Raw genomic sequence first — 7,628 nt, forward strand, 5'->3', positions numbered from 1 at the left:
GTGGTGGGGGTGGTCGGACAGGTCTCGCTCGGCACCCAGACGAACTTGACCTCGTAGGAGCCGTTCGGCTTCAGGGCCATCGCGGAGTACTCCTGGGAGGGGTCGGGCAGTCCGCTGCCGCCGTCTCCCGGGGTGTGCCGGACCACCGAGATCCGCGCGGGGTCGGCGGCGCCGCGGGCCTCGAAGCCGACGACTCCGGCGCCTTCCACGACGCAGGCCCGGTCGGAGACGTTGGAGATGCGGAAGGTGCCGTACACCTTGCCCTCGCCGTCGGGTCCGCCGGCGCCCGCCGAGCTGACGCCGAGCTGGGCGGCCGTGCAGGCGGGGAAGGCTCCGGGGAGCGCCTCCGCCTCGCGTCGGTCGCCGGAGGAGGCGCCGGGGCCGGGTCGGTCCGGCTTGCCCGCGGAGCCTTCGGCGGTGCCCTGGCTGGGCGATCCGGTGCTCGCGGGGGGCTGGGCGCTCTGGCCGCCCTCGATGCCGGTCTCGGCGCCGGTGCCGCCCTGGGCCTCCTCGCCGTGCCCGGCGTTCACGGGGTTCCCGGCGGCGGAGACGCCGCCGGAGGAGGCGACGTGCACGAAGGCGGGTACGGCGGTCCCGATGAGGACCGCGGCGGCCGCGGCGCCGACGACGGCCTGCCGCTTGCGGGCGCGGCGCGCGGGCACGGCGCGGCGCAGGTGCTCCAGCGAGCCCTGGGAGGGCTCCAGTCCGGAGACGGCGCTCTGGAACAGCCGCCGCAGCGCGAGTTCGTCGTCCCCGTCGCCCTCGCTCGGGCCGGGCTCGATCTTCACCATGCGCTGTCCACTCGGTTCGTCACGTTCATCGGGGACGTCGCTCTCGACGTCGGCGCCCTTGACGGCGCCCGGGCCGTCGGCGGCGCCGGAAGACGCCTGCCGGGCCTCACCGCCGCGCCCGGCCCCGGCGGTGCCCGCGGCCCCGGCGGTGTCCTCAGCTCTGGCGGTGTCCGCGGCCCCGGCAGTGTCCTCGGCTCTGGCGGTGTCCGCGGCACCGGCGGTGTCCGCGGCACCGGCGGTGTCCGCGGCCCTGGCGGTGTCGTCGCCGTCGGCTTCGCCGGCGGTGTCCTCGCGGGGTGCCTCGCTCACGACGTCGCTCCCATCGCGACGCGCAGCGACGCGATGCCCCGCGAGCCGTACGCCTTCACGGAGCCCAGGGATATCCCGAGGGCCTCGGCGACCTGGGCCTCCGTCATGTCGGAGAAGTACCGCAGGGCCAGTACCTCGCGCTGGCGCCGCTGGAGTCCGCGCATCGCCTTGATGAGGTCCTCGCGCTCCAGCTGGTCGTACGCGCCCTCCTCCGCGCTGGCCATGTCCGGCATCGGCTTGGACAGCAGCTTGAGTCCGAGGATGCGGCGGCGCAGTGCGGAGCGGGAGAGGTTGACGACGGTCTGCCGCAGGTAGGCGAGGGTCTTCTCGGGCTCGCGCACCCGCTTGCGGGCCGAGTGGACGCGGATGAACGCCTCCTGGACGACGTCCTCGCAGGAGGCCGTGTCGTCGAGGAGGAGGGCGGCGAGGCCGAGGAGCGACCGGTAGTGGGCGCGGTAGGTCTCGGTGAGGTGGTCGACGGTCGTCCCGGCCGCGGTGGTGCCTTCGGCACTCGTGCGGGGCGAGGGGATGCCGTCCACGGCGCTCGTACGGGATCCGGTGGGCACGGGGGCGATCACCGGCATGCCACCGAGCGGGCGCGACCGGCGCCGCGGAACCGCTGCCGGACCGCGCGCGGGAACGATCGCGGTGCCGCGCGCCGGTGCGACCGGCGTGCCGCGGGCCGGGACGGCTGTCGTGCCGCGGGCGGGGACGACGGCGACGCTCCGCGCGGGGAGCACTGCTGTGCCCGCGCCGCGCAGCGGAGCGATGGTCGCGATGTCGAGTACGTCTGCCACGCAGGTTGGACACGCTTCCCCCTGGCAGGGTTGTACGCGTACGCCACCGTTTTTGACGGTGAGTCGTTCGTCCTCATGCGTAACCGTTCTCCCCCGATGCCCCGCTTTCGCAGCGTGCTCCACGCCGCACAGGGTGAGTGCACGCAGAGACGCCCTCCACCCAACTGCTGGTTGCAGGAGGGGGGAAGAGCATCGTCACCCCCGGAATCATCGCAGTTCAATAGGTATCTGACGCCTAATTGCTCACAGGTCGTTCACAGATCCTACAAATACGTGACAACCGATTCAGCGATCTGGAGGGCGTTGAGGGCCGCTCCCTTGCGGAGGTTGTCGGCGCAGACGAAGAAGTCGAGGGCCCGCTCGTCGTCCATGGAGCGGCGTACCCGTCCGACCCAGGTGGGATCGGTGCCGACGACGTCGGCGGGGGTGGGGAAGTCGCCCTCGGCGGGATCGTCGTACAGCACGACCCCGGGTGCGGTCGCGAGGATCTCGTGGGCGCGGCCGAGCGGTACGGGGCGCTCGAAGCGGGCGTGCACGGTGGCGGAGTGGCCGGTGACGACGGGGACGCGGACGCAGGTGGCGGCGACCCTGAGGGCGGGGAGCCCGAGGATCCGCCGGGTCTCGTCCCGTACCTGCTCCTCCTCCGAGGAGGCTCCGTCGGCGCGGGCCGTGCCGGACCAGGGCAGGACGTTGAGGGCGAGGGGGCCGGGGAAGGGTCCGGTGTCCTCGCCGACGGCCCGTCGTACGTCTCCGGGGTGGGTGCCGAGGTCGTCGCGGCCGGCCAGGAGGCGGAGCTGGTCGCGGAGCGTCTTGACGCCGGCCTGTCCGGCGCCGGCGCCGCTCGCGGCCTGCTGGGCGGTGACGACGAGTTCGGTGAGCCCGAACTCGGCGTGCAGGGCGCCGACGGCGACGACCAGCGCGAGGGTGGTGCTGCCGGGGCTGGCGACGATGCCGCGGGGCCGCAGGCGGGCGGAGTGGGCGTTGGTCTCGGGGACCACGAGGGGGACGTCGGGGTCCGCGCGGAAGGCGGCGGAGGTGTCGACGACGACGGCGCCCTTGGTGGCGGCGATGGGCGCCCAGCGGGCGGCCACCGTCTCGGGCACCAGGAAGAGCGCCAGGTCGACGCCTTCGAGGGCCTCCTCGTCGAGCGGGAGGATCTCGCACTGCTCCCCGCGCACGGCGGCCTTGCGGCCGGCCGAGCGCGGGGAGGCGAGGAGGCGGATGTCGCCCCAGACGTCCGCGTGCTGCGTGAGCATCTGGAGCATCACCGAGCCGACGGCTCCGGTCGCACCGACGACCGCGAGTGTCGGCTTCGGGGTCATCGTCCGGTGCCCCCGTAGACGACGGCCTCGTCGGAGTCGCTGTCCAGGCCGAAGGCGCTGTGGACGGCGCGCACGGCCTCGTTGACGTCGTCGACGCGGGTGACGACCGAGATGCGGATCTCGGAGGTCGAGATGAGCTCGATGTTCACGCCGGCGTCGGAGAGGGCGCGGAAGAAGTCCGCGGTGACGCCCGGGTTGGTCTTCATCCCGGCGCCGACCAGGGAGATCTTGCCGATCTGGTCGTCGTAGCGCAGGGAGTCGAAGCCGATCGCGGTCTTCGCCTTCTCCAGGGCGTCGATGGCCTTGCGGCCCTCGGCCTTGGGGAGGGTGAAGGAGATGTCCGTGAGGCCCGTCGAGGCGGCGGACACGTTCTGCACGATCATGTCGATGTTGATCTCGGCGTCGGCGACGGCCCGGAAGATGGCCGCGGCCTCGCCCGGCTTGTCCGGCACGCCGACGACGGTGATCTTCGCCTCGGAGGTGTCGTGGGCGACGCCCGAGATGATGGCCTGCTCCACCTTGCGGTCCCCTTGCGGTTCGTTGCTGACCCAGGTGCCCTGGAGTCCCGAGAAGGACGAGCGGACGTGGATCGGGATGTTGTAACGGCGTGCGTACTCGACGCAGCGGTGCAGCAGCACCTTGGAGCCGGAGGCGGCGAGCTCCAGCATGTCCTCGAAGGAGATCCAGTCGATCTTCTTCGCCTTCTTGACCACGCGCGGGTCGGCGGTGAACACGCCGTCGACGTCGGTGTAGATCTCGCAGACCTCGGCATCGAGGGCGGCGGCCAGCGCGACGGCGGTGGTGTCGGACCCGCCGCGGCCGAGGGTGGTGATGTCCTTCTTGTCCTGGGACACGCCCTGGAAGCCGGCGACGATGGCGATGTTGCCCTCGTCGAGGGCGGTGCGGATACGGCCCGGCGTGACATCGATGATGCGCGCTTTGTTGTGGACCGAGTCGGTGATGACACCGGCCTGGCTGCCCGTGAACGACTGGGCCTCGTGGCCCAGGTTTTTGATCGCCATGGCCAGCAGGGCCATGGAGATCCGCTCTCCGGCGGTCAGCAGCATGTCGAACTCACGCCCGGCAGGGATCGGGGATACCTGCTCGGCGAGATCGATCAACTCGTCCGTCGTGTCGCCCATCGCGGAAACCACGACGACCACCTGGTGGCCGTTCTTCTTGGCGTCCACGATCCGCTTGGCGACCCGCTTGATGCCTTCGGCATCGGCAACGGAGGAGCCTCCGTACTTCTGCACGACAAGGCCCACGTGCGCTCCTCGATCAGTATCTGCCGCAGTCATTACTGCGGTCGGCTCAGTTTAACGAGCGGTCCGGAATCGCCGACCGCATATCGCATCCTGAGATGTCCCGCTCAGTCAGTGATCACGGCCTGGACGGTCCGGACCGCCCGGTGGGTCTGCCTGCCCGGGTGAGCCGGGGGTACGCGGCGGGAGCCCGAGATGTGCGCGGGCTCACACGACGGCCGGGGAGCCGCGCCGCTACTTCCTCAGCGCGCGCAGGCCGAGCGGTGCGCCGATCTCCTCGACCATCACACGGCCCGCCTCCTCGGCGAGGTCGTCCTCGGTGAGGTCCTCGTCGGTGTCGAGGCCGTCGAGTGCCGCGAGCGGCTGGTCGAGGCGGACGTGGGCGACGAGGGACTGGAGGGCGCGGAGGGTGGCCGAGGCGGTGGGGCCCCAGTTGGAGAAGTACGAGAACTGCCACCACCAGAGGGCCTCGCTGGTGCGGCCGGCGCGGTAGTGGGCCAGGCCGTGGCGGAGGTCGGCGACGATGTCGGCGAGGTTGTCGGAGATGCGGGCCGGGACCGGGGCCTTGCGGGGCTCGTACGGGTCGAAGACCTCGGAGAACACGTCGACCGGTTCGAGGAGCACGGCGAAGCGCTCGCGCAGGTCGTCCATGTCGGGCTCGGGGCCCGTGTCCGTCTCGTAGCGCTCGTCCGGGACGATGTCCTCGTGCGCGCCGAGCCGGCCGCCCGCGAGGAGCAGCTGCGAGATCTCCAGGAGCATGAAGGGCACGGCGCTGTCCGGCTCGTCGCCCTTGGCGACCTCGGTGGTCGCGACGATGAAGCTCTCGATGGAGTCGGCGATCTGGACCGCGAAGTCGTCGGGGTTCTGCGTGATCGCGTGCAGCGTGGGGTCAGACATCGAGGAGCCTCCCTGAGAGCGCACCGGCCCGGTCGTCATACATCTAGCAGCCTCCGGCCCTCGAAGGCACGGCCGAGGGTGACCTCGTCGGCGTACTCGAGGTCGCCGCCGACCGGGAGTCCGCTCGCGAGCCGGGTCACCTTGAGGCCCATCGGCTTGATCATCCGCGCCAGGTAGGTGGCGGTGGCCTCGCCCTCCAGGTTCGGGTCGGTCGCGAGGATCAGCTCGGTGACCGTGCCGTCGGCGAGCCGGGCGAGCAGCTCGCGGATGCGGAGGTCGTCCGGGCCGACGCCCTCGATCGGGCTGATCGCGCCGCCGAGGACGTGGTACCGCCCCCGGAACTCGCGGGTCCGCTCGATCGCGACGACGTCCTTGGGTTCCTCGACCACACAGATGACGGTGAGGTCGCGGCGGGGGTCGCGGCAGATGTTGCACTGTTCCTGCTGTGCCACGTTGCCGCAGACCGCGCAGAACCTGACCTTCTCCTTGACCTCCAGGAGCGCGTGCGCGAGACGCCGTACGTCGGTCGGCTCGGCCTGGAGGATGTGGAAGGCGATCCGCTGCGCGCTCTTGGGACCGACGCCGGGCAGCCTGCCCAGTTCGTCGATGAGGTCCTGAACCACGCCTTCGTACACGGAACGCCCTTCCAGGGGAGTGCTTGATTCTTACGGTAGTGGCTTAAAGCGGGGCTAAGAAGTCCACGGGGGAAGGGGGCTCGAAAGCCCCCGGTCCGCCGGGGTCAGAAGCCGAGGCCGGGCATGCCGCCCATGCCCTGGGCCAGCGGGCCGAGCTTGGCCTGCTGGAGCTGCTGCGCGTTGTCGTTGGCGGCCTGGACGGCGGCGACGATCAGGTCGGCGAGCGTCTCGGTGTCCTCCGGGTCGACCGCCTTGGGGTCGATGACCAGGCCGCGCAGCTCGCCGGAGCCGGTCACGGTCGCCTTGACCAGGCCGCCGCCCGCCTGTCCGTCGACCTCGGTCGCCGCCAGCTCCTCCTGGGCGCGGGCGAGATCCTGCTGCATCTTCTGGGCCTGCTGGAGAAGCTGCTGCATGTTGGGCTGACCACCACCGGGAATCACGGTCACTCCTGAGGTTCGGTACGTCCGTATGTCGGTACGCCGAGCCTACGTGGTCCCCGCCCGCCCTGCTCCACCACTCTTTCGGGTGAGAAACCGCGGGCTCCTCTACCTGATCAACACGCTCTTGCGGGCGGAGATCCTGGGATTCGGGGCCCGCCGCCCACCATTCGGCGGTAGGAAGGGCAGGCACCACGTGCACCGCACGTCACAGAAGGACACGAGTACTGAGCTGAACAGAGGAGTCCCCCGGTGAGCCAGCAGCCGGAGATGCAGCCACCGGGACCCCCCGGGGGAGACGTCCACCGTGATCTGACCGGTACGGCGTTCCCCCTGGGCGACTGGGGGGAGCCCGCCGAGCGGCTCGACGAGCTGTACCGCTGGGTGGAGGCCTACGCCCTGCGCACCGCCGAGTGGTACCTCTCCGACCGGGTCTGGAAGCGCCGCAACGCCCGGCTGCTGCGGATCGGCACGGCCCTCGGGGTGATCGCGGGTGCCGCGCTCCCGCTGCTCGACCTGACCGGCGTCGCGGAGGGGGCGGCCGGCTGGGGCTATCTCTCGCTGCTGCTCGGGGCGGCCTGTCTGGCCTGCGACCGGTACTTCGGTCTGACGGCGGGCTGGATGAGGGACGTGGCGACGGCACAGGCCGTGCAGCGCCGTCTCCAGGCCCTTCAGTTCGACTGGGCCTCGGAGAGCGTCCGGGAGGTGCTGGGCCCCACGGAGGGCACCGCGAGCGAGGCCGCCGAGCGCTGCCTGGGCGTGCTGCGCCGCTTCTCGGAGGACGTGACGGAGCTCGTACGGGCGGAGACCGCGGACTGGATGGTCGAGTTCCGCTCGGGTCCGGCGCCGCTGGCGCTCCAGTCGGTGGGCGTGCTGCCCGCGCGGGCGGAGAGCCACCACCCGTCGGGTCGTTTCCCGCTGCCGCCGGGCACCCGGCCGAACATGCCGCGCCAGCGGCCCCCGGAGGCCCGCTGACGAGAGCCTCCGGGGCCCCGGGGGTGCCCGGCGGGCGCGGAACGGGCCGCGGTGGGCCTCAGCTCAGGATGATCATCGAGCCCTGGGCCAGGCTCCGGGTCGCGGCCGCGTGCAGCCCCAGCCACACGTGGCGCTCCCGGGCGAAGGGGCCGCCGTCCGGCGCGACCGCCGCGGCCGGTTCCTCCAGGGTGGTGGGCCGC

The 7,628-nt window shown here is 71.9% G+C and carries 8 protein-coding genes; 1 reads left to right on the top strand and 7 read right to left on the bottom strand.

The window, feature by feature from the left end; all coding sequences use genetic code 11:
• From EAO70_RS16235 to EAO70_RS16265, 7 genes are all read right to left on the bottom strand, one after another.
• Positions 1 to 1,100: hypothetical protein (locus EAO70_RS16235; protein WP_261992894.1), on the bottom strand; the 1,100-nt coding region annotated here is incomplete at its 3' end.
• Positions 1,097 to 1,897 (bottom strand): SigE family RNA polymerase sigma factor, encoded by an 801-nt coding sequence (locus EAO70_RS16240; protein WP_148003683.1) that lies wholly within the window; start codon positions 1,895 to 1,897, stop codon positions 1,097 to 1,099. The genes EAO70_RS16240 and EAO70_RS16235, both read right to left, overlap by 4 nt.
• Positions 1,898 to 2,160: 263 nt before the next feature.
• Positions 2,161 to 3,219 carry an aspartate-semialdehyde dehydrogenase gene (locus EAO70_RS16245; protein ID WP_148003684.1) on the bottom strand — a complete coding sequence of 353 codons (1,059 nt, stop codon included), beginning with the start codon at positions 3,217 to 3,219 and terminating at the stop codon, positions 2,161 to 2,163.
• Positions 3,216 to 4,487, bottom strand: a complete 1,272-nt coding sequence (locus EAO70_RS16250; RefSeq protein WP_148003685.1) for an aspartate kinase — start codon at positions 4,485 to 4,487, stop codon at positions 3,216 to 3,218. Before EAO70_RS16250 ends, EAO70_RS16245 begins: the two co-directional genes overlap by 4 nt.
• A 231-nt stretch (positions 4,488 to 4,718) precedes the next feature.
• Entirely contained in the window at positions 4,719 to 5,381 is a 663-nt protein-coding gene (locus tag EAO70_RS16255) for a DUF5063 domain-containing protein (protein WP_148003686.1), read from the bottom strand.
• Positions 5,382 to 5,416: 35 nt separating this feature from the next.
• Positions 5,417 to 6,016, bottom strand: coding sequence for a recombination mediator RecR (gene recR / locus EAO70_RS16260; RefSeq protein ID WP_041662562.1), 600 nt, complete (start codon positions 6,014 to 6,016; stop codon positions 5,417 to 5,419).
• Between the two features lie 104 nt (positions 6,017 to 6,120).
• A complete protein-coding gene (locus EAO70_RS16265; protein ID WP_148003706.1) occupies positions 6,121 to 6,456 on the bottom strand; it encodes a YbaB/EbfC family nucleoid-associated protein in 336 nt (111 codons plus the stop codon).
• A 267-nt stretch (positions 6,457 to 6,723) separates the two neighbouring features.
• Here EAO70_RS16265 and EAO70_RS16270 point away from each other — a divergent pair, with 267 nt between their 5' ends.
• A complete protein-coding gene (locus tag EAO70_RS16270) occupies positions 6,724 to 7,428 on the top strand; it encodes an SLATT domain-containing protein (RefSeq protein WP_261992900.1) in 705 nt (234 codons plus the stop codon).
• Positions 7,429 to 7,628 lie beyond the last annotated feature (200 nt).

Source organism: Streptomyces sp. adm13(2018) (assembly GCF_008042145.1).
GTDB lineage: Bacteria > Actinomycetota > Actinomycetes > Streptomycetales > Streptomycetaceae > Streptomyces.

What these genes read in the sequence shown, in the direction of transcription:
- EAO70_RS16245 (WP_148003684.1), bottom strand. Translation starts at nt 3,219, where the DNA reads ATGACCCCGAAGCCGACACTCGCGGTCGTCGGTGCGACCGGAGCCGTC.
- EAO70_RS16255 (WP_148003686.1), bottom strand. Translation starts at nt 5,381, where the DNA reads ATGTCTGACCCCACGCTGCACGCGATCACGCAGAACCCCGACGACTTC.
- EAO70_RS16270 (WP_261992900.1), top strand. Translation starts at nt 6,724, where the DNA reads ATGCAGCCACCGGGACCCCCCGGGGGAGACGTCCACCGTGATCTGACC.